21 protein-coding genes and 2 tRNA genes are annotated in these 22,805 nt (G+C 65.4%); 17 read left to right on the top strand and 6 right to left on the bottom strand.

The genetic code is table 11. The annotated features are described in order from the left end of the window. The first annotated feature begins 133 nt into the window (after positions 1-133). Positions 134-769, top strand: coding sequence for a TetR/AcrR family transcriptional regulator (locus tag G6P88_RS01685; protein ID WP_165321541.1), 636 nt, complete (start codon positions 134-136; stop codon positions 767-769). A gap of 29 nt (positions 770-798) precedes the next feature. Here G6P88_RS01685 and G6P88_RS01690 read toward each other — a convergent pair. Beyond that, a tRNA-Ser gene (locus G6P88_RS01690) sits at positions 799-888 on the bottom strand. 124 nt (positions 889-1,012) lie between these two features. On the opposite strand from G6P88_RS01690, the gene G6P88_RS01695 reads away from it, so the two are divergent. From G6P88_RS01695 to G6P88_RS01735, 9 genes are all read left to right on the top strand, one after another. Continuing rightward, complete coding sequence (locus tag G6P88_RS01695; RefSeq protein WP_165321542.1) at positions 1,013-2,131, top strand: lytic murein transglycosylase; 1,119 nt, start codon at positions 1,013-1,015, stop codon at positions 2,129-2,131. Beyond that, positions 2,128-3,054: a septal ring lytic transglycosylase RlpA family protein gene (locus tag G6P88_RS01700; protein WP_165321543.1), complete on the top strand. Its 927-nt coding sequence runs from the start codon at positions 2,128-2,130 to the stop codon at positions 3,052-3,054. The genes G6P88_RS01695 and G6P88_RS01700 overlap by 4 nt, the downstream gene beginning before the upstream one ends. After that, the gene (locus G6P88_RS01705; protein WP_165321544.1) at positions 3,051-4,229 is read left to right on the top strand and encodes a D-alanyl-D-alanine carboxypeptidase family protein; all 1,179 of its coding nucleotides are present in this window, start codon (positions 3,051-3,053) and stop codon (positions 4,227-4,229) included. Before G6P88_RS01700 ends, G6P88_RS01705 begins: the two co-directional genes overlap by 4 nt. Before the next feature lie 4 nt (positions 4,230-4,233). After that, on the top strand, positions 4,234-4,860 hold the full coding sequence (gene tmk / locus G6P88_RS01710) for a dTMP kinase (RefSeq protein WP_165321545.1): 627 nt from the start codon (positions 4,234-4,236) through the stop codon (positions 4,858-4,860). After that, complete coding sequence (locus G6P88_RS01715) at positions 4,857-5,831, top strand: DNA polymerase III subunit delta' (protein ID WP_165321546.1); 975 nt, start codon at positions 4,857-4,859, stop codon at positions 5,829-5,831. The genes tmk and G6P88_RS01715 overlap by 4 nt, the downstream gene beginning before the upstream one ends. 66 nt (positions 5,832-5,897) lie before the next feature. After that, complete coding sequence (gene metG, locus G6P88_RS01720; RefSeq protein WP_165321547.1) at positions 5,898-7,457, top strand: methionine--tRNA ligase; 1,560 nt, start codon at positions 5,898-5,900, stop codon at positions 7,455-7,457. Beyond that, complete coding sequence (locus G6P88_RS01725; protein ID WP_165321548.1) at positions 7,457-8,233, top strand: TatD family hydrolase; 777 nt, start codon at positions 7,457-7,459, stop codon at positions 8,231-8,233. Before metG ends, G6P88_RS01725 begins: the two co-directional genes overlap by 1 nt. Next, on the top strand, positions 8,230-8,994 hold the full coding sequence (locus G6P88_RS01730) for an MBL fold metallo-hydrolase (RefSeq protein WP_165321549.1): 765 nt from the start codon (positions 8,230-8,232) through the stop codon (positions 8,992-8,994). Before G6P88_RS01725 ends, G6P88_RS01730 begins: the two co-directional genes overlap by 4 nt. Continuing rightward, a complete protein-coding gene (locus G6P88_RS01735; protein ID WP_165321550.1) occupies positions 8,991-9,164 on the top strand; it encodes a hypothetical protein in 174 nt (57 codons plus the stop codon). The genes G6P88_RS01730 and G6P88_RS01735 overlap by 4 nt, the downstream gene beginning before the upstream one ends. 116 nt (positions 9,165-9,280) lie before the next feature. Here G6P88_RS01735 and G6P88_RS01740 read toward each other — a convergent pair whose 3' ends face one another. The 3 genes from G6P88_RS01740 to mutL all read right to left on the bottom strand — a co-directional run bounded on the left by G6P88_RS01740 (position 9,281) and on the right by mutL (position 12,014). Then, positions 9,281-9,628, bottom strand: coding sequence for a diacylglycerol kinase family protein (locus G6P88_RS01740; protein ID WP_165321551.1), 348 nt, complete (start codon positions 9,626-9,628; stop codon positions 9,281-9,283). Positions 9,629-9,768: 140 nt separating this feature from the next. Further along, on the bottom strand, positions 9,769-10,035 hold the full coding sequence (locus G6P88_RS01745) for an usg protein (protein ID WP_165321552.1): 267 nt from the start codon (positions 10,033-10,035) through the stop codon (positions 9,769-9,771). 182 nt (positions 10,036-10,217) lie between these two features. Next, entirely contained in the window at positions 10,218-12,014 is a 1,797-nt protein-coding gene (gene mutL / locus G6P88_RS01750; RefSeq protein ID WP_165321553.1) for a DNA mismatch repair endonuclease MutL, read from the bottom strand. A gap of 127 nt (positions 12,015-12,141) precedes the next feature. On the opposite strand from mutL, the gene G6P88_RS01755 reads away from it, so the two are divergent. From G6P88_RS01755 to G6P88_RS01785, 7 genes are all read left to right on the top strand, one after another. Further along, positions 12,142-13,182: a rod shape-determining protein gene (locus G6P88_RS01755; RefSeq protein WP_165321554.1), complete on the top strand. Its 1,041-nt coding sequence runs from the start codon at positions 12,142-12,144 to the stop codon at positions 13,180-13,182. A gap of 17 nt (positions 13,183-13,199) precedes the next feature. Next, positions 13,200-14,075 carry a rod shape-determining protein MreC gene (mreC, locus tag G6P88_RS01760; protein WP_165321555.1) on the top strand — a complete coding sequence of 292 codons (876 nt, stop codon included), beginning with the start codon at positions 13,200-13,202 and terminating at the stop codon, positions 14,073-14,075. Then, positions 14,072-14,584: a rod shape-determining protein MreD gene (gene mreD, locus G6P88_RS01765; protein ID WP_165321556.1), complete on the top strand. Its 513-nt coding sequence runs from the start codon at positions 14,072-14,074 to the stop codon at positions 14,582-14,584. Before mreC ends, mreD begins: the two co-directional genes overlap by 4 nt. Beyond that, the gene (gene mrdA, locus G6P88_RS01770) at positions 14,581-16,557 is read left to right on the top strand and encodes a penicillin-binding protein 2 (RefSeq protein ID WP_165321557.1); all 1,977 of its coding nucleotides are present in this window, start codon (positions 14,581-14,583) and stop codon (positions 16,555-16,557) included. The genes mreD and mrdA overlap by 4 nt, the downstream gene beginning before the upstream one ends. Then, entirely contained in the window at positions 16,554-17,654 is a 1,101-nt protein-coding gene (rodA, locus tag G6P88_RS01775; RefSeq protein WP_165321558.1) for a rod shape-determining protein RodA, read from the top strand. The genes mrdA and rodA overlap by 4 nt, the downstream gene beginning before the upstream one ends. Before the next feature lie 184 nt (positions 17,655-17,838). After that, positions 17,839-17,914, top strand: a tRNA-Lys gene (locus G6P88_RS01780). Between the two features lie 147 nt (positions 17,915-18,061). Further along, positions 18,062-18,901: a metallophosphoesterase gene (locus G6P88_RS01785; protein WP_165321559.1), complete on the top strand. Its 840-nt coding sequence runs from the start codon at positions 18,062-18,064 to the stop codon at positions 18,899-18,901. A gap of 80 nt (positions 18,902-18,981) precedes the next feature. Here G6P88_RS01785 and G6P88_RS01790 read toward each other — a convergent pair whose 3' ends face one another. Both G6P88_RS01790 and G6P88_RS01795 read right to left on the bottom strand, forming a co-directional pair. Then, entirely contained in the window at positions 18,982-21,225 is a 2,244-nt protein-coding gene (locus tag G6P88_RS01790) for a TonB-dependent receptor (RefSeq protein WP_165321560.1), read from the bottom strand. 112 nt (positions 21,226-21,337) lie between these two features. Beyond that, entirely contained in the window at positions 21,338-22,690 is a 1,353-nt protein-coding gene (locus G6P88_RS01795; RefSeq protein ID WP_206335835.1) for an aromatic ring-hydroxylating oxygenase subunit alpha, read from the bottom strand. Positions 22,691-22,805 lie beyond the last annotated feature (115 nt).

The following is a 22,805-nucleotide window of genomic DNA, read 5'->3' on the forward strand; positions in this document are numbered from 1 at the left end:
GATGCTCCGCGCCATTTTCTACCTCTGGTTAGAATATCTACCGTCAGGACGGTAAAAATACAATCGGCCATTTGCCAAGCGGTGCGCAGGGCGCGATAAGGGCGGAAATCACCCCGTTTCAGGGAAGAATCGCGTGGCATCTATTGAGCGTCCGGTGATGCGGCAGGCCCGCGGCGACGCGACCCGTCAGGCCATATTGGACGCCGCCGAGCGGGTCTTCGCGCGACTCGGCTATGCGGCCGCCCGGCTGGAGGATGTCGCGCTCGACGTCGGCATAAGACGGCCGTCGATCGTCTATTATTTCCCGAACAAGCAGCAGCTCTATGACGAGGTCGAGGCGGGGATCTTCGCTGCCATGCACCATTATGTCGTCGAGCGGCTGAGCGGGACCGAGCGCCCGATGGACCAGCTGCTCGGCCTGTTCGACGCCTGGCTCGACTTCCTCGTCGCGCGCCCGACCGCGGCGCGGATCATCCAGCGCCTGATCGCCGACCTCGGCCCGCGCGGCGACAACCCCGTCCGCTTCTCCGAAACAGCTCTGGTCGACATCGAACGCGTGATCGCGGCGGGCGTCGAGGCCGGCGAGTTCCGCCCCGTATCCGCGATGCACATCCTCAACGGCATCGCGGGCGGCGCCCTCTTCTATGTCTGCAACGCCGCGCAGCTGGGGGAGGGGCGCAGCTACGACCCGGCCGACCCGGCGCAGCTGGAGCCGTTCCGGGCGTTGTTGCATACGCTGGCGAAGGCGGCGGTTAAGGTGGAAGCGTAAGCCTGACAGTCCGCGATGTATTATCGCGCTGGCGGAGAGGGTGGGATTCGAACCCACGGTGAGCTTCCACCCACGGCGGTTTTCAAGACCGCTGCCTTAAACCACTCGGCCACCTCTCCGCGAAGCCGGGCCGCGCGGTGGGGTGGCTTTATCGCCGCTGCGGCCTTCTGTGCAAGGGCCGCGATCAAAGCGGTTCAATGCGCGGCCAAGCTGTGGCAAGCACGATCCTCCACCAAAGGGGATATGATGCGGAGCCTGTTGCGTAGGGCGGTCCTGGCGACCGCATTGGCGGTCGTCGGCGTGGCGCCGGTCTGGAGTGCCCAGGACCAGCCGACATCCGAAGAGGCGCGGGCGCCCGACGATTCCGCGCGGCTGACCGATGCGCCCGAGCCGGCGGCGCCGAGCGAAGACAGCCTGATGCGCGCCTATCTGGCGACGCTGCGCGACCGCGCGGTCGGCATGGGGATTTCGGGCGATCTGTTCGATCGCACGCTGCCGACCGTCACCTTCAACGCGCGGGTCGTGCGGCTCGACCGGGGCCAGCCGGGGGCGAGCACGTCGAGCAGCGCCACGCCGCCTTTCGCGCCTTATCTGGCAAGCCATGTCGACCGGGTCCGCATCAACATGGGGCGCTCGCGCTATGGCAGCCTGCGGCCGTTGTTGCTGGGGATCGAGCGAGAGACCGGGGTGCCCGAGCAGATCATGCTGGCGATCTATGGTCATGAGACCGGCTATGGCACCTTCACCGGCAATTTCGACCTGCTGAGCGCGCTCGGCACGCTGGCCTATGAAGGGCGGCGCCGCGAGCTGTTCGCGGGCGAGTTCCTCAACACGCTGCTGCTGATGCAGCGCGGCGTCGCGCGCGACCGGCTGAAGGGCAGCTGGGCGGGGGCGACCGGCTATCCGCAATTTCTGCCGAGCGTCTATCTGCGTCTGGCGCGCGATGGCGATGGCGACGGCAAGGCCGATATCTGGCGCAGCGAGCCCGATGCGCTCGCCTCGATCGGCAATTATCTGCGCGATGCCGGGTGGAAGAAGGACGTGCCCTGGGGTGTCGCCGTGCGCGTGCCCGAGGGGATCGACCGGGCTGCGATCCGCTCGCCGATGAACTCGCCGCGCTGCCCGCGCGTGTTCGCGCGGCAGAGTCGCTGGCTGACAATTGCCGAATGGCGTGACCATGGCCTGACGATGCTGAGCGGGCGCGTGCCGGCGGAGAACGAACTCGCGACGCTGATCGAGCCCGATGGCCCCGGCCGCACCGGCTATCTGCTGACCACCAACTACCGGTCGATCCTCGATTATAACTGCTCGAACTTCTACGCGCTGTCGGTCGGGCTGCTGGGCGACGCGATCGTCGAATGAGCGTGGCGGCCGGTCATAGGCTTGTGGTCGCCCAGGTCCGTGCGGCGGCGCTCGGACTTGTGCTGCTGCTTGCCGGATGCGGCGCACCGCAGGCCGATCGCCCGGGCCGTCCGCCTGCGCCGCGCCCGTCGGGCGGGCCGGCCCCCGACACGCCCGTGAAGATCGGCAAGCCTTACCAGATCGCGGGCATCTGGTATTATCCGGCGGACGATGGCGACTATGACGAGGTCGGTCTCGCCTCCTGGTATGGCGCGCAGTTCCACGGCGCGCGCACCGCCAATGGCGAGCAGTTCGACATGGATCGCGTCGGCGCCGCGCACAAGACGCTGCCGCTGCCCAGCTATGTCGAGGTGACCGCGCTCGACACCGGGCGGACGGTCGTCGTGCGGATCAACGATCGCGGCCCGTTCGTCGCCAACCGGATCATCGATCTGTCGCGCCGCTCGGCCCAGTTGCTGGGGATCGAGCGGGCAGGGGTGTCGCGGGTGCGGGTTCGCCGGGTCTATCCGTCGGACGAGGACCGGCTAGCCCTGCGATCGGGCCGGCCGGCGAGCGAGCGCCGTTACGCTTCGGCGAGCGAACTGGCGGCGCTCAACCAGCGCTTCGCGTCGCGCCCGGCGACCCCAAAGCTGCCCGCGCGCGTCGCCGCCGCCGTTCCGGACGAAGCCGTACCGGTCGGTGGCTGGTTCGTGCAGGTAACGGCGCTGAGCAGCCGGCCGCGCGCCGAGGAGATCGCGGAATTGCTGGGTGCTCGCGTCGAACCGGTGGGAGCGCTGTGGCGGGTCCGGCTCGGCCCCTATCCGGCTGAAAAGGATGCGAGCAATGCGCTGGCGCAGGTCCGGTCGCGCGGCTATCAGGAGTCGCGTCTGGTGCGGATCGAAGCCGCCGACGGCGCCACTGCGGAGGGATTTCCAAGACGATGAAGCGTAAGACGTTCGCCCTGCTTTCCGGTATGCTGTTGTTCGTGTCACTGCCGGCCGAGGCCGCAGCGCCCCCGTTCGACACGCCGGCTCCGGTGGCCTTCATGAAGGACCTGTCGTCGGGCGCGATCCTCTACGCCAAGAATCCCGATCTGCGCATGCCCCCGGCATCGATGGCGAAGATGATGACCGTCTATGTCGCCTTCGATCTGGTGCGGAAGGGAGAGCTCAAGCTCGACGCGATGGCGACGGTCCGGCCCGAAACGTGGAAGCGCTGGCACGGCCCCGCCGCCGGATCGACGATGTTCCTGTCGCCCGGCGAGCAGGTGAGCGTTGCCAACCTTCTGTTCGGCATCGTCACTCTGTCGGGCAACGACGCCTGCGTGGTGCTGGCCGAGCATATCTCGGGCACCGAGGAAGCCTTCGTCGCGCTGATGAACCGCCGTGCGAAGGAAATGGGGCTGACCAACAGCCATTTCGGTACGTCGAACGGATGGCCCGACGGCGGCGTCACCTATGTCAGCGCACGCGACCTGGCGACGCTGGCCGAAAAGACGATCGAGGAGCATCCCAAGCTCTACAAGACCTTCTACAGCCGGCCGAGCTTCACCTGGGGGAAGACCATGGGGAGCGGCCAGGCGATCACACAGGCCAATCGCGACCCGCTACTGGGCCGCGTCGCCGGGGCCGACGGGCTCAAGACCGGGCACACCGAAGAGGCCGGCTATGGCTTCACGGGTTCGGCCGAGCAGAATGGCCGCCGTCTGGTGATGGTGTTGTCCGGGCTGACCTCGTTCAACCAGCGCGTCGAGCAGTCGGTGTCCTTCATGAATTGGGGCTTCCGCGCCTGGCAGTCGAAGCCGGTGGCGCCCAAGGGGCGCAAGGTGCAGATCGCCGAGGTGCAGTTGGGCGATGAGCGCGAAGTGGGGCTGGTGGCACCGAAGGATCTGGTCGTCACCATACCCGCCGGGCTCGGTTCGGACCTGAAGAGCCGGGTCGTCTATCAGGGGCCGATCAAGGCACCGTTCAAGAAGGGCGATCATATCGCCGATCTGGTCGTGTCCGGCCCCGACATGGCACCGCAGAAGCTGCCGCTCGTCGCCGACCGCGACGTGGGTGAGGCAGGCTTCTTCGACCGGATGATGGCGGGTCTCCGCTGGCTGTTCGGCCTCGCCTGAGGCCGTGACCGGCCGGTTCGTCAGTCTGGAAGGCGGGGAGGGCGCGGGCAAGTCGACCCAGGCGCGCGCTCTGGCCGCCGCCCTGCGCGCGCGCGGGATCGAGGTCGTCGAGACTCGCGAGCCCGGTGGGAGCGAAGGTGCGGAAGCCATCCGGCGCTTGCTGCTTGAGGGCAGCGGCGACCGCTGGACGATGGAGGCCGAGGCGCTGCTGTTCGCCGCCGCGCGCGCCGACCATGTCGCGAAGACGATCAAGCCCGCGCTGGCGGCTGGAAAATGGGTGCTGTGCGATCGCTTCGTCGACAGCTCGATCGCCTATCAGGGTGGGGCGGGCGGGCTCGGTCTCGACCGGATCCGCGCGCTCCACGCCTTTGGCAGTGGCGGTTTCCTGCCCGAGCGCACCCTGCTTCTGACCCTGCCATCTGAAGAAGCCGCCAAGCGCGCGGCTGTCCGTGACCGCGACGGCGCCGACCGGATCGGCGGCCGGGACGCGGCCTATCATGCCGCCGTCGCATCTGCCTTCGAGGCGGTTGCTGCCGCCGAACCCGAACGCGTCCGCCGCATCGACGCGCGCGGCACCCCCGAGGAGGTCACTGCGCGCCTGATAGACGCGCTGGCGGACCTGCTGCCGTGACACTGATCGGTCATCAGGAGCAGGTGGCGGCGCTGCGGGCGGCGTCGGACAGTGGGCGGCTGCACCATGCCTGGCTGCTGACCGGGCCGGAGGGCATCGGCAAGGCGAGCTTCGCGCTGGCCGCTGCGACCCGCCTGCTCGCCGAAGCCGCTGGTCCGCCTGTATCGCTGCCCGGCCTCGAAACGCCCGAGACACACCCCGTCGCAAACTATATCCGCGCCGGCAGCCATCCCGATCTGCGCATTCTGACCCGCCTGACCAAGGACCGGTCGGAGGATCTCGCGCGCTCGATCAGCATCGATCAGGTGCGCTCGCTCCAGAGCCTGTTTGCGACGACGCCCAGCCTGTCGTCGCGGCGGGTGGTCATTATCGATGCGATCGACGATCTTGAGCGGCCGGCGGCCAATGCGCTGCTCAAGAGCCTCGAGGAACCGCCTGCCGGCACGATCTTCTTCCTGGTCAGCCATGCGCCGGGGCGTCTGCTGCCCACGATCCGGTCACGGTGCCGGCAATTGCGCTTCGCGCCGCTCGACGACCGGCAGATGCTTGGGGCCTTGCAGATCGCACTTCCCGAGGAGCCGCGCGACGAGATCGACGCGCTGATTCGCAGCGGGCAGGGATCGCCGGGCAGGGCGCTCAGTTTCGCGGGGCTTCAGATCGCGGCGCTCGATGCCGCCATGGACCGTCTTGTGGTCGAAGGCGATGCAACCAATGCGATCCGGGCGCAGCTGGCAAAGCAGCTATCGGGCAAGGCCGCGCAGGCGCGCTACGAAGCGTTTCTCGAACGTGCTCCGGCACGCATCGCCGCCGAGGCTCGTACGCGGACAGGGCAGGCGATGGCCGATGCACTGGCTCTGTGGGAAGATGCTCGCCGCATTGGCGAAAGCGCGGTCCACATCTCGCTTGATCCGGCGACTACCGTGTTCGAGCTGGCCGGCCTGCTTGCCCGACTGGCTCCGGCGCCGCGCTGAGCCTTTCCGGCCAACGACGCCGCAAAGCGCTTTCCCAGCGGGCCAACAGACACTAAGTGCAGGCCCATGTCCGAACCCTATTATATCACCACCGCTATCAGCTATCCCAATGGCCGTCCGCACATAGGCCACGCCTATGAGGCGATCGCCGCCGATGTCATCGCCCGCTTCCAGCGCGGCATGGGGCGCGACGTGCGCTTCCAGACCGGCACCGACGAACATGGCCTAAAGATGGTGCAGGCAGCCCGCGCCCGCGACATGGAGCCGCGCGCGCTCGCCGATGAAATGTCGTCCTATTTCAAGGAAATGGACGATGCTCTCAACATTTCTTATGATCGCTTCATCCGGACCAGCGAGGCCGATCATTATGCCGCGAGCCAGGCGATCTGGCAGGCGATGGAGGCCAATGGCGATCTCTATCTCGACCGCTACGAAGGCTGGTACTCGGTGCGCGACGAGGCCTTTTACGACGAGAAGGAGCTTGTCGAGGGCGAGGGCGGGCAGAAGCTGTCGCCGCAGGGTACGCCGGTCGAATGGACCGTCGAGGAAAGCTGGTTCTTCCGGCTGTCCAAATATCAGGAGCCGCTGCTGGCGCTCTACCGCGACCAGCCCGACTTCATCCGTCCGGAAAGCCGGCGCAACGAGGTGATGAGCTTCGTCAGCGGGGGCTTGAGCGATCTGTCGATGTCGCGGACCAGCTTCGACTGGGGCGTGCCGGTGCCGGGCAGCCCTGGCCACGTCATGTATGTGTGGGTCGATGCGCTCACCAACTATCTGACCGGCGTCGGCTATCCCCATGGCGGCGAGACCTATGACCGCTATTGGCCGGCGAGCCTGCACCTGATCGGCAAGGACATCGTCCGCTTCCACTCGGTCTACTGGCCCGCCTTCCTGATGTCGGCAAAGGTGCCGCTGCCGAAGCAGGTGTTCGGCCATGGCTTCCTGCTCAACCGGGGCGAGAAGATGTCGAAGTCGGTCGGTAATGTCGTCGATCCGATGGGCATGGCCGAACGCTATGGCGTCGACCAGCTGCGCTATTTCCTGATGCGTGAGGTCAGCTTCGGATCCGACGGCAGCTACAGCCATGAGGCGATCGTCAACCGCGCCAATGCCGAGCTGGCGAACAGCTTCGGCAACCTGGCGCAGCGCACGCTGTCGATGATCTTCAAGAATCTCGACGGCGAATTGCCCGCACTCGACCGCAACGAGGATGATGCCGCGCTGGTTCGTGCGGTCGCCTCGGCCTGTCTCGACGAACTGCCGCGCGCCTTCGAGCAGCTGTCCTTCTCGGTCGGGATCGAGGCGTGGATGAAGGCGGTGTTCGCCTGCAACCAATATGTCGACGCCCAGGCGCCGTGGACGCTGCGCAAGACCGATCCGGAGCGGATGAAGACCGTGCTGGGCAATTTGTTCGCGGTGATCCGCGACCTGGCCATCGCCATATTGCCGGTCATTCCGGCCAGTGCGGGCAAGCTGCTCGACCAGATGGGCGTGGCCGCCGATGCCCGCGACTTCGCGGCGCTCGAACGGCAGGGCTGGTATGACGAACTGCGCGCCTCGGGCTACCGCGTCGCGCAGCCGGTGCCGCTCTTCCCGCGCCTCGAACTCGAGACGGCCGAGGGCTGATGTTCGTCGATAGCCATTGCCACCTCAACTATGCGGGCCTCGCCGAGCGCCAGCAGGAGGTGCTTGCCGGCGCCCGGGCGGCGGGCGTCACGACGATGCTCAACATCTCGACGCGCGCCGCCGAGTGGAACGACGTGCTGGCCGTCGCCGAGCGCGAACCCGACGTATGGGCGAGCGTGGGTATCCACCCTCACGACGCCGATACGCATGAGGATATCGAAACCGCGCTGCTGGTCGAAAAGGCTCGGCACCCGCGCGTTGTCGGCATCGGCGAGACCGGGCTCGATTTCTTCTACGACAAGTCCGACCGCGACCGGCAGCGTGCGAGCTTCCGCCGCCATATCGCAGCCGCGCGCGAGACCGGACTTCCGCTGATCGTCCACACCCGCGAGGCCGAGGAGGACACGAAGGCGATCATGGCCGAGGAGATGGGGAAGGGGGCCTTCACCGCCGTCATCCACTGCTTCACTGGCAGCGCCGACCTCGCCCGCGCGATGCTCGATTTGGGTTGCTATATTTCGCTGTCGGGGATCGTGACTTTCAAGAACGCGGCCGACCTGCGCGCCACCGCGCATCTCGTTCCGCGCGACCGACTGCTAATCGAAACCGACAGCCCGTTCCTGGCGCCGGTGCCGCATCGGGGCAAGCCGTGCGAGCCGGCCTATGTCGTCGATACCGCGCGGATGCTGTCGACCGAACTCGACTGGCCGATCGAGGAACTGGCGCGAGAGACGTCGGATAACTTCTTCAGATTGTTTGCAAAAGCAGCGGTATGAAGATCCGCATTCTCGGCTGTGGAACATCCTCGGGCGTTCCCCGGATCGGCAATGACTGGGGCGCCTGCGATCCCTCCGAACCACGCAACCGCCGCAGCCGGGCATCGATCCTCGTGGAGAGCGCGACCACGCGCATCCTGGTCGACACGACCCCCGACATGCGCCAGCAACTACTCGACGCCGATGTCATCGCGATCGATGCGATCCTGTGGACGCATGACCACGCCGATCATTGCCACGGGATCGACGACTGCCGGCAGATCTTCCACGCGCGCGGCACGCCGGTGCCGGGTTTCGGCTTCCCGGCGACGATCCGTCAGCTGCGCCAGCGCTTCGACTATGTCTTCGCCGGTCGAGACGGCTACCCGCCGACGGTCGAGGCGGGCGAACTGCTTGCCGACATGACGATCGGCGACATCCGCGTCCGCTCGGTGGCCCAGCCGCATGGCAACATCTACAGTGCCGGCCTGCGCTTCGATCATGATGGCCGATCTATTGGATATTCGACCGATTTCCATGATATTACGAGCGATATGCGAGACTTGTTCTCCGGTGTCGACCTGTGGATCGTCGATGCGCTGCGGGTTCGTCCACATCCGACCCACGCGCATCTAGACCTCACGCTCGCCGCGATCCGCGACTGCTCTCCGAAGCGCGCCGTGCTGACGCACATGGACCAGTCGATGGATTATGCCAGCCTGGCGGCGAAGCTGCCGGACGGCGTCGAGCCGGGCCATGACGGAATGGAGGTGCTGCTGTGAACGGAGACATGATCGTCGGCCTCGTCGCCATCGCCGCGATGCTGATCCTCGTCGTTCCTCGCGTTCTACGGAGCGGTGTCGCCAAAGGCCGTCTCGTGCAACTCGCTCTGTTGTGGGCGGCGATCTTCCTGATCGCAACCGTCGTAGCAGTGGTCGCGAGCCGGTTCTGAGCGCTTGAACCGCGGCATAATTTAACATAATATATATTATCGGATAATTGGCCATGTCCGACTTACGATTTGTCGCGCGGTGGCTCCCTCCAATGCCCACCCCAGGAATCCACGGATCAAAACAGGATGTCCGCTGCAGCCGGTCCGAGCGTCAGTGCTCCGATAATCGCTGCGCCGATCGACGCGAGCAATACGCCGCCCGCCGCTAGGTCCTTCACACGTCCGATTGCTGGATCGAACTCTGTGGTGACCCGGTCGCAGAGTTCTTCGATCGCGGTGTTGAAGGCTTCTGCGATCCACACCAGTGTAATGGCCAGCGCGATCCATCGCCAATCATCGACTGATATCTTGAGCAGGAACCCCGTCGCGATGACAGCCACGGATGCGGCAAGGTGCAACTGGGCATTGTGTTCTGTCCGCACCAGAGAACGCAGCCCGTGGACAGCGTAGATGAAGCTTTTCATTCGACCGCATATAGAGAAACGCGTGGCCAGCTTCGGCCCGTCAGGATCGCTTGCCATCGATATTGCCGTTTAAATCCCGACCGCTGAATGACTGGCCTATCCCTACCCCTCGCGGCGAATGGCCGCCAGCCCTCGCACGATCACTGGATCGTGATGATCCCGTCCACCGCGCGCCATTCGGTCGGGCCGATCAGGTGGCGGTGGGCCACGCGGATCGAGTGGAGCACGGCCTCGATCTCGCGGCGCCAATGGTCGAGAAAGCGGTTGAGCTCCGGGAAGTCCGGCGCGACGTCATAATGCTGCCAGAGGAACAGCTGCAGCAGCGATGGATGGTCGGGCATATAATAATGGATTTCGACCGTCGCGAGGCCATAGCCCCGCAGCTGTTTGAGGAGGTCGTCGCTCATGCAGGCCTCCTCCGGGGCGCGCCTGAACATATCGCCGGGGCTGAGAGATTTACGATATATATCATGGATATAGGCGGTCGAACCATCCCTACCTCCTTTCGTCGTCGCTTGCGGTCCTTTCCTTGTCTGGCCCGATTTTTCCGAATCGCCTGCCCATAGGTCAAGCGATTCTCATGCGGCACTCACTTGCGGCCGAACAGCTTTTCGATCTCGTCATGGCCGAGCTTGATCCAGGTCGGGCGGCCATGGTTGCATTGGCCCGAATGCGGCGTGACCTCCATCTCGCGGAGCAGCGCGTTCATCTCGGCGACCGACAATGTGCGGCCGGCACGGACCGATCCGTGGCAGGCCATGGTCGCGGCGACATGGTCGAGACGCTCCTTGAGCGACAGCGCTTCGTCATAGGCCGCCAGTTCGTCGGCGAGATCGACAATGAGCCCCTGGACGTCGCCCTGCCCCAGCAAGGCCGGGGTCGCCCGCACGAGCATTGCTCGGGGGCCGAAGCGCTCGAGGTCGAGGCCCATTTCGGAGAGTTCGCCGAGCCGCGCCTCAAGCCGGTCGCAAGCGGGCTCGTCCAGCTCGACCACCTCGGGCAGCAGCAGATTCTGCCGGGAAACGCCGCCTTCCGCCATGGCACGGCGCATCCGCTCGAGGACCAGGCGTTCATGCGCGGCGTGCTGGTCGACGATCACCAGTCCGTCGCTCGCCTCGGCGACGATATAGGTGGCGGCGATCTGCCCCCGTGCGACGCCCATCGGAAAGCTCACCGGCTCGGGCACTGCGCCCGAAGAGACCTCGGCACGGGCCATCGGGGCCGGGGTATAATCGGCGACCCGGTCCCACACGCTGCCCTGAACCGGGGCGCCCGCGCCCGCCGGGATCGGGAAAGCGGGGCCTCCCCCCGACATCGCCGCCGATGGCCAGGGCGCAGACGATCCCCCACCCCCGACCTGCCAGCTGCCGAGACTGGCGACCGACGTCCGCTGCACGCTGCGATGGCCGGCCTCGTCCAGCGCGGCGCGCAGTCCGCCGACGATCATGCCCCGGATCAGTCCCGGATCGCGAAAGCGGACCTCGGTCTTGGCGGGGTGGACGTTCACGTCGACGAGATCGCCGGGAAGGTCGAGGAACAGCGCCATCACCGGATGCCGGTCACGCGCCAGCATGTCCTGATAGGCCGCGCGCACCGCGCCGATCAGCAGCCGGTCCTTAACGGGGCGGCCGTTGACGAACAGATATTGATGGTCGGCGACCCCGCGATTGAAAGTCGGCAGGCCCGCCACGCCGGTCAGCGATACGGCTTCCCGACGGAAATCGACCGCGACGCTGTTGTCGGCGAGGTCCTTGTCGGTCAGCGCGGCGACCCGGCTCACCCGGTCTTCATCGGGCGAGACGAGGATCGCGCGGCGCCCGTCATGTTCCAGGGTGAAGCCGATATCGGGGCGGGCCATCGCCAGCCTGCGGACGACGTCGAGGCAGGCGGCATATTCCGACCGGGCCGAGCGCAGAAATTTGCGCCGTGCCGGGACCTTGGAGAAAAGCTGTGCGACGCGGATGCGCGTCCCCGGCGGCAAAGCGGCGGGCCCCTCTCCCGCCAGTTCGCCATGGTCGATCCGGCGATACCAGCCGTCGGCGCCGCGGACGCGGCTCTCGATCGTCAGATCGGCGACGCTCGCGATCGACGGCAGCGCCTCGCCGCGGAAACCCAGCGTCGTCACCGCCTCGATCGCGTCGTCCGGCAATTTCGACGTCGCGTGCCGCTCCAGCGCCAGCGCTATCTGCGCCGCTTCCATGCCGCAGCCATCGTCGATCACCTCGACCGCGGAAAGCCCGCCTTCCGAGAGATTTACTGCGATGCGGCGAGCGCCGGCATCGATCGAATTCTCGACCAGTTCCTTGAGCGCGCTGGCCGGTCTTTCGACCACTTCACCGGCGGCTATGCGATTCACAAGATGTTCGGGCAGGCGGCGTATTGACATGGTCCCCGTCCTAGCCCAAGCGGCAGCGTTCCGCATCCCTTGATAGACGCCGGTTTTCCTTCGCCTGTCGGGTGATGCTCGCGAGATCTTATCCGGCCAAGGGCGGGCCTAGAGAACGGACCAAAGCATGTTCCTGCAGCGCTATTTCAAGTTCATGTCGCACGATATGGCTATCGACCTCGGCACCGCGAACACCGTCGTCTATGTTCGCGGGCGCGGCATCGTGCTCAACGAGCCGTCGGTCGTCGCGATTGAGACCCTCAACGGGGTCAAGCGGGTTCGTGCGGTCGGCGACGATGCCAAGCTGATGATGGGCAAGACCCCCGGTACGATCGAGGCGATCCGCCCGCTGCGCGACGGCGTGATCGCGGATATCGACGTCGCCGAGCAGATGATCAAGCATTTCATCCAGAAGGTCCATGGCCGCCGCAACTTCATGCGCTGGCCCGAGATCGTGATCTGCGTTCCGTCGGGCTCGACCTCGGTCGAGCGCCGCGCGATCCGCGACGCGGCGTCCAACGCGGGGGCAAGCCAGGTGTGGCTGATCGAGGAGCCGATGGCGGCCGCGATCGGTGCCGGCATGCCGGTGACCGAACCGATCGGGTCTATGGTGGTCGATATCGGCGGCGGCACGACCGAGGTCGCCGTCCTGTCGTTGCGCGGTCTCGCTTACACCACGTCGGTCCGTGTCGGCGGCGACAAGATGGACGAAGCGATCAGCTCCTATGTCCGCCGCAACCATAACCTGCTGATCGGCGAGGCCACGGCCGAGCGGATCAAGCAGGAGGTGGGCGTCGCCAAGATGCCGATGGACGGCAAGGGCAAGACCATCCACATCAAGGGCCGCGATCTGGTCAACGGCGTGCCCAAGGAAATCACCATCACCCAGGCGCAGATCGCCGAGGCGCTGACCGAGCCGGTCTCCGCGATCGTCGAGGGGGTGCGCATCGCGCTCGAGAACACGGCACCCGAACTGGCCGCCGACATCGTCGACCAGGGCATCGTCCTGACCGGCGGTGGAGCGCTGCTTCAGGGCATCGACGAGGTGCTGCGCGAAGCGACCGGCCTGCCCGTCTCGATCGCCGAGGACCCGCTGACCTGCGTCGCACTGGGCACCGGGCGCGCGCTGGAGGACTCGGTCTTCCGCGGCGTTCTGCAGACCGCCTGAGCCGCGGGTAACCGCCGATGGCGGCGCCCCGACACAGGCGTCGAGGATTTTCCCGCCGGGTTCAATATGGCCTGTTCGCGGGCTATGTCATCGCGGTTGCGGGAATCGTGCTCGGCGCGGGCCTGCTGCTGCTCTCGCGGCTCGATCCGCGTGCCTTCGGCACGCTCCGGGGCCTCGCGATCGATGCGGGCTCTCTTGTATCAGGCGTCGGCCGCAGCGGTGTCGATGCGCTGCGGGGCGCCGGTGATACGATGTCCGATTATGTCCGGGCGGGCAGCGAGAATGCGGCATTGCGGGAACAACTCGCTGCCCAGCGCCGCGCGCTGATCATGGCGAAGGCCGTGGCAGCGGAAAATGCACGGCTGAAGGCGCTTGTCCGTCTGCAGGAGAATCTGCCGCGCCCCCTTCTGTCGGCGCGGCTCGTCGGATCGACGCCGACCGGGCAACGGCGTTTCGCGACGCTGAGCGCGGGCCTCGCGGCCGGGGTCAAGCCGGGCATGACCGTCCGCTCGCCCGAGGGGCTGGTCGGGCGCATCTACGAAGGCGGCTTCTTCGCCTCGCGCGTGCTGCTACTGACCGACGGCGAGACGGCAGTTCCCGTCCGGATCGTGCGGACCGGCAACCCGGCCATCGCCACCGGCCAGGGCGACGGCACGATGGAGATACGCGGGCTGATCGCCGGCGGCCGACCGTTCCGACGCGGCGACCTGGCGGTCACATCGGGCACGGGCGGAGTCTTCTTCCCGAATGTCCCCGTTGCGGTCGTCGTGCGGACCCGCGGCGACCGGGCGATCGCGCGGCCGCTCGCCGATCCGGCGCGCGCCGATTTCGCAGCGGTCTATCCGGTCTATCAGGCCCCGATCGCGGACCGCCCGGCGCCGCCCAGACCATGATCGGCCAGTTGCACGACGGCTTCACCGAGCGTCAGCCGCTCAGGGTACGGTGGGTGCCGATCGCCTCGACCCTGCTTGGCTCTGCCATGGGCGCCCTGCCCGTTATCGCGACCGAGCCGATCGTCCCGCCTTTCGGCCTGATGATCCTGCTGGCCTGGCGCCTGCTTAGACCCGAGCTCTGGCCTGCCTGGATGGCCTTGCCGCTCGGCCTCGCCGATGATCTCCTCTGTGGCCATTATCTCGGGACGGCGGTAATTCTCTGGACCGTGGCTTTCCTGATACTCGAATGGATCGACCAGCTTGTGCGGTGGCGCGACGGCCGCGTGGAATGGGCGATCGCATCGGTCGCCATCGTCGCGATCGGCGCGGGATCCTGGCTGTTCTCGCAACCGGCCGATAGCGCCACCAGCCTGCTCGTCCTGCTGCCGCAGACAATCGGGGCAATATTGTGCTTCCCGGCGGTGTTGCGCCTGATCGCGCTGCTCGATCGCTGGCGCCTGAGACGATGAAGCGCACGCGGATCATCACCGAGCAGAGCCTCGCCTTCACCTTTTCCCGCCGAGCTTTCTTCCTCGGTGGCGCGCAGGCGGCGGTGGGAACGCTGCTGGCCGGGCGTCTTGCCTGGCTGTCGATCGCACAGAACGAGCGCTATACGTCACTCTCGGAAAGCAACCGGGTTCAGCTCACCCTGGTTCCGCCGCGCCGGGGCTGGATCATCGATCGCAACGGCCGCCCGATCGCCATCAACCGGACGACCTTCCGCGTCGACATCATTCCCAATCAGCTCAAGAATGCGGAAGCCGTGCTCGGTCAGCTGCGGGACATCCTTGCGCTCACCGCCGACGATCTCGACCGGATACGCACCGATCTCGCCAAGGCCCGGGGCTACCAGCCCGTGCCCGTGGCCGAGAATATCGACTATGAGCGCTTCGCCGCGGTCAGCGTGCGCCAGCCCGGCCTGCCGGGGGTAAAGCCCGCAAGCGGCTATGGCCGCTATTATCCTGCGGGCGCAGCGATGGCCCATGTCACCGGCTATGTGGGGACCGCATCCGCCGCCGACTATGACAAGTCCCGCGACCCCCTGCTGATCACGCCAGGATTCAAGATTGGCAAGGAAGGTCTTGAAAAGACGATGGACCTCTGGCTGCGCGGCAAGCCGGGTGCGATGCGGAGCGAGGTCACCGCGCATGGCAAGGTGGTGCGCGAGCTCACCACGAGCCCCGAGGTGCCGGGAAATGCCCTCCAGCTGACGATCGATGCGGGGCTCCAGCGCTATACCGCCGCCCGGCTTGGTCCGGAGAGTGCGTCGGCCGTGATGGTCGACGTCAAGACCGGCGGCATTCTGGCGATGGCGTCGATGCCGGCCTATGATCCGAACAGCTTTTCCGACGGCATCAGCCATTTCGAATGGGATCTGCTGTCGAACGACGATCACCTGCCGCTGACGAACAAGGTCATGCAGGGCCTCTATCCGCCCGGCTCGACGGTCAAGCCCATGGTCGCCCTGGCCTTGCTGGAAGCCGGCGTGGACCCGCACCAGAGCGTCAACTGCACCGGCCGCTATCGTCTGGGGAGCAGCTATTTCCACTGCTGGCGCCATGGCGGCCATGGTCCGGTCGACATGCATCGCGCGATCGCATCGAGCTGCGACGTCTATTTCTACACCATGGCGCGGCTGATCGGCATCGATCGCATCGCCGCAATGGCCCGCAAGCTGGGACTGGGCGAGCGGTTCGACCTGCCGATGCCATCGCAGCGCTACGGCACCGTGCCCGACACCGAATGGAAGGCTCGGCGCTACAAGGGCGCGCGCTGGACGACGGCCGACACGCTCAACGCCACGATCGGACAGGGCTATATGCTGTCCAACCCGCTCCAGCTGGCGATCATGGCCGCTCGGATCGCGTCGGGCACGGCGCTGGTCCCGCGGCTGATCGTGAACAAGAATCATGGTCCGCAAGGCGGTTCGCTCGGTATCGCCCCGGGCCATCTCGACATCGTTCGGGAGGCGATGAGCGGGGTCATCAACGGCCCCTTCGGAACCGGTTTTTCGGGCCGGCTCAACATCGACGACCTGCTGATGGCGGGCAAGACCGGAACCGCGCAGGTGCGGCGTATCACCATGGCGATGCGCCGCGCAGGAAATTTCGGCACGCATGGGGTCCCGTGGAAATATCGCGATCACGGCCTGTTCGTCGCGTTCGCACCGGTTCACGATCCGCGCTATGCCGTATCGGTGGTGATCGAACATGGCATGCACGGCGCGTCGGGCGCCCCGATCGCGCGCGACATGATCACCTATCTCTATAATCGCAAGCTGGCGGAAAGCCGGCTCGCCCTGCTCGAACAGGGCTGGGGCGGGACGATCGAGCAGCGTATGGAGCGCAAGGCCTATGCCTGGGCGCGCCGCGATGAACAGCCCGCCGCGGGGACCGATCCGCCGCCCCCGCCGACCGGCGAAGAGGGGAGCGATCCCGAATGAGCCGGGAATCGATCGTGCCCGCGCCGCTGCGCGAAGTGCCGTGGGGACTGCTCGCGCTGGTCGCGGCGATAGGCGGTTTCGGGCTTGTCGTCCTCTATTCGGCTGCGGGCGGCAGCGTGCGACCCTGGGCGCTGTCGCAGGGCACGCGCCTCATGGCCTTCCTTGCGCTGGCCCTGCTGATTTCACGCCTCGGCGAACACCGGCTGAAGGCGATGACGATGCCGGCCTATCTCGGCCTGGTGTCGATGTTGCTGCTGGTCGAACTGTTCGGTTTCGTCGGGGGCGGCAGCCGGCGCTGGCTCGACCTCGGGTTTATTCGCCTGCAGCCGTCCGAACTGATGAAGCCGGTGATCGTGCTGGCGGTCGCCCGCTTCTACGACATGCTGCCCGCCGGCGAGATACGCCGCTTCAGCGCGGTCTGGCCGCCGGCGCTGCTCATCGGGGTGCCCGCCTTTCTCGTGATGACCCAGCCCGACCTGGGCACGGCGCTGATGATCTGTGGCGGCGGTATCACCGTCGCCTTTCTCTCGGGCCTGCCGCTGCGCCTGTTCGTGGGAGCGGGGGCGATCATCGCCGCCGCCTTTCCGATCGCCCTGTCGATGATGCACGGCTATCAGCGCGACCGGATCAACATCTTCCTCAATCCGGAGAGCGATCCGCTGGGCACCGGCTATCACATCATCCAGTCGAAGATCGCGATCGGCTCGGGCGGCATTTCCGGCAAGGGCTTCCTCGAAGGCACGCAGAGCCATCTCGACTATCTGCCCGAGCGCCACACGGACTTCGTCTTCGCGACCATGGCCGAGGAATGGGGCCTGGTGGGCGGGCTGTTCCTGATCCTCGGCTATATGATGGTGATCCGCTGGGGGATGCGCGTATCGACCCGCGCCAAGGGGCGCTTCGCGCGGCTTGCTGCAGCCGGCCTCTCGACGACCATCTTCTTCTATTTCGCGATCAACCTGATGATGGTTATGGGCCTGGCGCCCGTCGTCGGCATCCCCCTCCCCCTCGTCTCCTTCGGCGGATCGGCGATGATGACCGTCCTGATCTGCATCGGCATGTTGATGGCGATCGACCGCAGCGCCCGCCCCGCCTGAAACGGCGTCGCGCTATGCCCCTAACAAGCTGATCGAGGCCGATATTCACCGGCCGTTCCGCGGGCGTTCAGCATCCGGCGAAAAAAAGTCGCCAAAGCGAATTTTGCCGGTTTACATTTCGAACGAGCGGGTGCTAAAGGCGCGCCTCCACGACGGGAGCTACCATCTCCCACCGCCGGAAAGTGGACGCATAGCTCAGTTGGTAGAGCAGCTGACTCTTAATCAGCGGGTCCTTGGTTCGAGCCCAAGTGCGTCCACCATTCCCCTCACATCCTGGTCTTTGTGGCGGGCGTTCCAGCGTGATGGGACTGCGGCCCGAGCCGTTCGCTCGCAGCGCGTGAATATCCCGAACACCGCCGGTGTGCTTTGGCATTGCTGTGCAGGGGGGAAGCCTGCATCCAGTCCGAATGACGTTCGCGCGCTTCCTTTCAGCGATGGCCTTGCTTGGCAGCGCGCTCGCCGGCTGGTCCTACTGGACGGCCATCTCCGATCCGATTGTCCGCTTCGTCGATGTCGACATCCTGCCGGCCGACAGTCGGCAACAGCGGCTCCGCATTCTTCTGCTTTCCGACATTCATGTGGCCGGGCCTGACATGCCTCCTGAGCGGCTGAGCCGGATCGTCGAGCAGGCCAATGCCCAGAAGCCCGATGCCATTTTGATCGCAGGCGATTTCGTAAGCGACAAGGCGCTTGCAACCAGGCGCTTTTCCCTGGGTGAGGCAGTTGCGCCGCTCCATCGTCTCAAAAGCCGCTTTGGCACCTTTGCCGTGCTGGGAAACCATGACCACTGGCGCAAGGCTGCGGCGGCGCGCGGCGCCCTGCTGGATATCGGCATCAAGGTGCTGAACAATAGCGCCGCTCGTGCAGGGCCTCTCGTGATAGGCGGTCTGGATGATGCCTATACCCATCACGACGACCTCGATGCCACATTGCGCGCCATGGCGGATCTGGGCGGCGTTCCGCTTCTGCTCAGCCACAGCCCGGACCCCTTCCCCCGCGTTCCGGCGGGCGTCAATCTGATGCTCGCGGGGCACACGCACTGCGGTCAGATCAGGCTACCTCTCGTAGGCGCGTTGTCCTACATGTCCGAACATGGCGACAGATATGCGTGCGGCGTCGTCGTCGAGAGAGGCAGAACGCTTGTGGTCGGAGCGGGATTGGGGACCAGCTTGCTACCGCTTCGGCTGGGCGCCGTGCCGGATATGTGGCTGATCACCGTCAAAAGCCGAGGCGCGCGGAGACGCTAGCCACTGCGTTTCTGTTCCGAGCGCCAGCACCGTCATGGCCTTCGAGATATTCTCACGACGGCGCCGGGTCTCGCATAGCTCTAATATCGATATTCGAGCGACAAGCCGAAGGTCCGGGGCATATTGTACCAGACATTCTGATAGCCGAAGAGGCCGACATCCAATATGTCGATAATGTTCACTTCCTTGGTCAGGTTCTTGACCCAAGCGCTGACTTCGAACCGATCGTTCGCACCCGTCAGTCCGACCGAAGCATTCAGATTCTGCGTCCGGCCCTCACTGCTGATCTCTTTCAGCTGCCGTTCGTCATAATAGCGGTTGCCGGTATAGGTATAGTCTCCCCGCAGCCAGAAGTCTCCGAGCGCGGTCGGAATGCTATATTTTCCGACCAGGTTGAACTGCGCATTCGGCGCGCCGATCAGGCGGTTCCCGCTGAGATCTTCGACTACACCGGCCACCGAGCGAACGAAATTCTTATACTTGCTTTCGAGCAGGCCGACGCTCGCGCCGAGTTCGAGGTTTCTGAACGGGACCGCCTGCACTTCCAGTTCGATCCCCTGGATTTCGGCATTGGAAGCGTTTTCGATGAACTGCAGCCCGGACGGCGTGAAGGTGAAGACCTGCAGATCCTTATAGTCATATTTGAAGGCGGTGGCATTGATCCGCAGGCGTCGGTTGAGCAGCGTCGCCTTCACGCCGGCTTCGTAGCTGATCACCGTTTCCGGATCGAAGGTCCTTGCCGCGCCGACCGGATCGTTAAAGGCACCCGTGTTGAAGCCACCGCTGGTGAAGCCGCGGTTGACGCTGATGAAGCCGAGCACGTCCGGTGCGATCTCATAGTCCAGCGCGACCCGTCCCGACCATTCGGTCCAGCTGTCCTCGAGGTTCAGGTCGAAGAGCGGCCCCGGCAGCACCGAGACGCCTGCGGCGGTCGTGCCGAAGGAGCTGTGGTCCAGCGAGCGCTTCTCATAGTTGATCCGGGCGCCCACGGTCAGGTGCAGCCCGTCCGCCAGGCCTAGCTTCCCCTGGGCGAAGGCTGCCAGCGTGTCGGTCTTCTGCGTGTAGGCCTGATCGAAGGCATCAAGACCGAGCGCGAAATTGACCGACGAAAGGTTGTAGAAATTGTTGACCGTGCCCTTCTCGTGGAATGCGAAGGCACCCAGAAGCCAGCTGAAGGACTCGCTGTCCGCCGAGGCCAGGCGGAACTCTTGCGAGATGGACTCGAAGGTCGAGGGTCCCCAGTCGATCGTGAAGATCGTGCTGGGCGCGCCATTGCCTTCCTGCAGGACGTGGCGCTTCGACTTCTCATAGCCGGTGACCGAGGTGAGCGTCAGCCCACCGAGATCGAAATCCCCCACCAGCGACACGCCGAACAGGTCGATCTTCGCGAAGGTGTCGGTGCCATAGGTGTTGACATAGGGGTCCGGATTGGGATCCCGATAACCGAGGATGTCGACGCCTTGGCGTGCGATGATCTGGTCGGGCGAGAGGCGCACGAAGCTGCCGAGCGCCGCTTGCGTCGGGTCAAACAGACCGCGATGGGCGCTGTTGTTGTTGGTCGAATCCGATCCGCCGCCATGGATGTTGAGGGTGATGTCGACCCCGCTCTGCGGTTGCCAGCGCAGCAGTCCCCGCGCCGCCCACTGGTCCGCGTCGTTGACCTTCGAACCGTTCCGGAGGTCGGTGACATAGCCATCGCGCTTCGACCAGGTTCCGGCAATGCGCGCCGAGAGCGTCGAAGACAGCGGCAGGGTCGCGGCGCCTTCAAGTTCATAGGCGTCGTAATTGCCATAGCCGGCCCTGGCATAGCCCTCGGCAGCGTCGCCGGGTTTCTTGGAATAGACCGAGATCGCGCCACCCGTTGCGTTCTTGCCGTAAAGCGTGCCCTGCGGCCCGCGCAGTACCTCGATTCGGTCGAGGTCGAACATCTGGAACAGCTGCCCCGAGGGTGCGGAGAGGTAGACCTGATCGAGATAGACCGCGACCTTGCTCTCGGCGGTCTGGTTGAAGTTGTTGTTGCCGATGCCGCGCATGAAGATCTTCGGGTTGGATGTTCCCCAGAGCGCCGAAATGTTGAGGTTCGGAACGGTCGACGACAGGTCTTCTACGTCCCGGAAGCCGGCCTCCTTGATCCGCTGAGCATCCAGCGCCGAGACGGCCAGCGGAACGTCCTGCAGCGATTCGGACCTGCGCTGGGCCGTCACCACGATATCCGCGATCCCGCCGGCATCCTCTTGCTGCGCCTCCTGGGCAAGCGCGACAGAGGGCAGCAGGCTCGCAAGCGCGATCGCACCATATGCGGACTTGGTCTTGCCTTTCAGCATCTTGATTCCTCCCGATTTTCTGAGTTTCGTTGTCGTATTTCGTTGAGAATGGGGTGCCTTCACCGCGTGGTCCGGCTGGTTCGCGGCTCCGCCCGTCGACGCGACAGGGTCGTCACTCGCCCGCGCTGTTCGCGGCCGGGGCCGAGGCCTCGCCGACATAATGGCCCAGCGTGCGGTGGAAATGCCGCAGGCGTACCTCGTTGCAGAGCGATAGGTTGATCACGCCCGTTGCCGAAGCTTCGAGACCGCGCTGAATGCGCTCCATGTTCGCCATGTCTTCGTCGAGAATATAGCCGATTGGGCCCATGGCCGGACCGCAGGCCTCATCTGCTTCGATGATGACGCGCTTGGCGGAAGGCGGCCGCTCTCCGCCGAACGGAAGCAGCAATATGATGTCCATCGTGCACCTGGACGGCCCGCCATCCGGCAGAAACCAATAGCCCAGCGGGTAGCCCAGCGTTGGCCAGGGCATGAAATTCGGAAACACATTATACCAGACATAGTCGATCATATCGAAGCGGTTCATCGGCGAGAGATCGGCGCCGAGATCGTTCCTGAACTTCCTGATCGTGATCTCGGCGATCTTCTCGCGCGCGGTCTGCCCGGGCTCGACGGTGAACTCCGAACAGCCTGCCAGCTCCGGCGCATAATAAGCGATGAAATGGTCGACCGCCTTCTGCTCGCGCGCCAGCACGGGCTCGCCCTGCTCCGTCAGGACACCGGCGACCCCGACGCCGCGTGCGAAATGCGGCTCCCCCGGAAACACATCCTGCCGCATCGCCTCCGCCGGCGCCGCGGGAACGATCGAGCCATGATGCACGAAGTTGCCGTGGAAGAACTCCATGAAGGCTTCCTGGGCGACCTTCCAATTGGCTCTGATCTTCTTGGTGACGTGGACGGCCTTGAACCTGTCGTGCAAGCTCCAGCCAGCCTCCTCCCATTGCTTGGGCAGGCCTCCCAGATAGGTCGCCAGAGGCGGCGCATCGGGATCGGGATTGATGAAGACATAGCCCTGCCATTCCGCCACCTGAAACTGCGGAAGGCTCATGTCCCGCCCGGCGAGCTCCGGGAAGTCCCAGCGTTCGGTGACGATCTTGCTCTGGCCGTCGAGCCCCCATGCAAATCCGTGAAACGGACAACGCAGAGAGCCGAGCCGTACGGCATCGTTGCAGATCCGCATGCCGCGGTGGAGGCAGCTGTTGTGGAATGCCCTGAGGCTGCCATCGGGCTGGCGCACGATCATCGCGGCCATGTCGGCCACGTCATAGGTCATCACATCGCCGGGATTGGGGATATCTTGCGCCCAGCCGGCGACCTGCCAGAGCTTTTTCCAGATATGCTCCACCTCGAGCCGGTGAAACGCCTCGGACGTATAGCGTTCGGTGGACACGCTGGACGCGGCGATCTCCTCGAAGGCATCGTCGAGAATGCCGGCGGGCGGCACCGTGCCATCATGTCGGAACATCGAGGACAGATTGTCGCGATAGATGTGGCGCGAACCGCGTTTCGCTCCAAGCCCCTCTTTCATCATCCCACCCCTGCTCATTCACGGGCCAGGGCATCGTCTTTCAATGCCGAAC

The sequence above is a fragment of the Rhizorhabdus phycosphaerae genome, assembly GCF_011044255.1.
In the GTDB taxonomy this organism is placed as follows: Bacteria; Pseudomonadota; Alphaproteobacteria; order Sphingomonadales; family Sphingomonadaceae; genus Rhizorhabdus; species Rhizorhabdus phycosphaerae.

Excerpts from the sequence above, each read along its gene's own strand:
- mreC (WP_165321555.1), top strand. The coding sequence starts at position 13,200 with ATGGCGGCGCCCCGACACAGGCGTCGAGGATTTTCCCGCCGGGTTCAA.
- G6P88_RS01790 (WP_165321560.1), bottom strand. The coding sequence starts at position 21,225 with ATGCTGAAAGGCAAGACCAAGTCCGCATATGGTGCGATCGCGCTTGCG.
- G6P88_RS01730 (WP_165321549.1), top strand. The coding sequence starts at position 8,230 with ATGAAGATCCGCATTCTCGGCTGTGGAACATCCTCGGGCGTTCCCCGG.
- G6P88_RS01785 (WP_165321559.1), top strand. The coding sequence starts at position 18,062 with ATGACGTTCGCGCGCTTCCTTTCAGCGATGGCCTTGCTTGGCAGCGCG.
- rodA (WP_165321558.1), top strand. The coding sequence starts at position 16,554 with ATGAGCCGGGAATCGATCGTGCCCGCGCCGCTGCGCGAAGTGCCGTGG.
- mutL (WP_165321553.1), bottom strand. The coding sequence starts at position 12,014 with ATGTCAATACGCCGCCTGCCCGAACATCTTGTGAATCGCATAGCCGCC.
- mrdA (WP_165321557.1), top strand. The coding sequence starts at position 14,581 with ATGAAGCGCACGCGGATCATCACCGAGCAGAGCCTCGCCTTCACCTTT.
- G6P88_RS01700 (WP_165321543.1), top strand. The coding sequence starts at position 2,128 with ATGAGCGTGGCGGCCGGTCATAGGCTTGTGGTCGCCCAGGTCCGTGCG.
- G6P88_RS01745 (WP_165321552.1), bottom strand. The coding sequence starts at position 10,035 with ATGAGCGACGACCTCCTCAAACAGCTGCGGGGCTATGGCCTCGCGACG.
- G6P88_RS01740 (WP_165321551.1), bottom strand. The coding sequence starts at position 9,628 with ATGAAAAGCTTCATCTACGCTGTCCACGGGCTGCGTTCTCTGGTGCGG.
- G6P88_RS01705 (WP_165321544.1), top strand. The coding sequence starts at position 3,051 with ATGAAGCGTAAGACGTTCGCCCTGCTTTCCGGTATGCTGTTGTTCGTG.
- G6P88_RS01695 (WP_165321542.1), top strand. The coding sequence starts at position 1,013 with ATGATGCGGAGCCTGTTGCGTAGGGCGGTCCTGGCGACCGCATTGGCG.
- G6P88_RS01725 (WP_165321548.1), top strand. The coding sequence starts at position 7,457 with ATGTTCGTCGATAGCCATTGCCACCTCAACTATGCGGGCCTCGCCGAG.
- mreD (WP_165321556.1), top strand. The coding sequence starts at position 14,072 with ATGATCGGCCAGTTGCACGACGGCTTCACCGAGCGTCAGCCGCTCAGG.
- metG (WP_165321547.1), top strand. The coding sequence starts at position 5,898 with ATGTCCGAACCCTATTATATCACCACCGCTATCAGCTATCCCAATGGC.
- G6P88_RS01755 (WP_165321554.1), top strand. The coding sequence starts at position 12,142 with ATGTTCCTGCAGCGCTATTTCAAGTTCATGTCGCACGATATGGCTATC.
- G6P88_RS01795 (WP_206335835.1), bottom strand. The coding sequence starts at position 22,690 with ATGTTCCGACATGATGGCACGGTGCCGCCCGCCGGCATTCTCGACGAT.